This window comes from Methylophaga sp. UBA5088, assembly GCF_002414625.1.
In the GTDB taxonomy this organism is placed as follows: domain Bacteria; phylum Pseudomonadota; class Gammaproteobacteria; order Nitrosococcales; family Methylophagaceae; genus Methylophaga; species Methylophaga marina.
Genome location: NZ_DIAC01000049.1, coordinates 33,585 through 33,920 on the forward strand (window position 1 = coordinate 33,585; position 336 = coordinate 33,920).

The 336-nt window shown below is 37.5% G+C and carries 1 protein-coding gene; it reads left to right on the forward strand.

The annotated features are described in order from the left end of the window. Positions 1-95: 95 nt before the first annotated feature. Positions 96-336 (forward strand): hypothetical protein (locus B4K20_RS06735; RefSeq protein ID WP_289282341.1); only part of this gene is annotated, 241 nt, incomplete at its 3' end.

The following is a 336-nucleotide window of genomic DNA, read 5'->3' on the forward strand; positions in this document are numbered from 1 at the left end:
TCTACTACATTGCGGCTTCGCCTTCATTTCGTAGCCGCGCGTGCTGAGCGGCGTTATATTTTCCTCGTAGATTCATATAAATAATAAACTTAGTTATGACATTAATAGCGAGCTTAAATAACGATATTAATCCAGTTTTTATTGGAGATATCGCGATATCTTCTAATTCAGATAATCCATCAATTAAGTGGCCAACAATTGGGAATATCCGAAATGTTTTTGATTGCCCAGAAGGATTTATTGTTTCTGGTTACACGCAAAAGATCTCGCTTATAAATGATAGTCTTGTTATTGCGTGGGCAGGGTCGAAGATTCACGCAAGAATGATTGTATCTG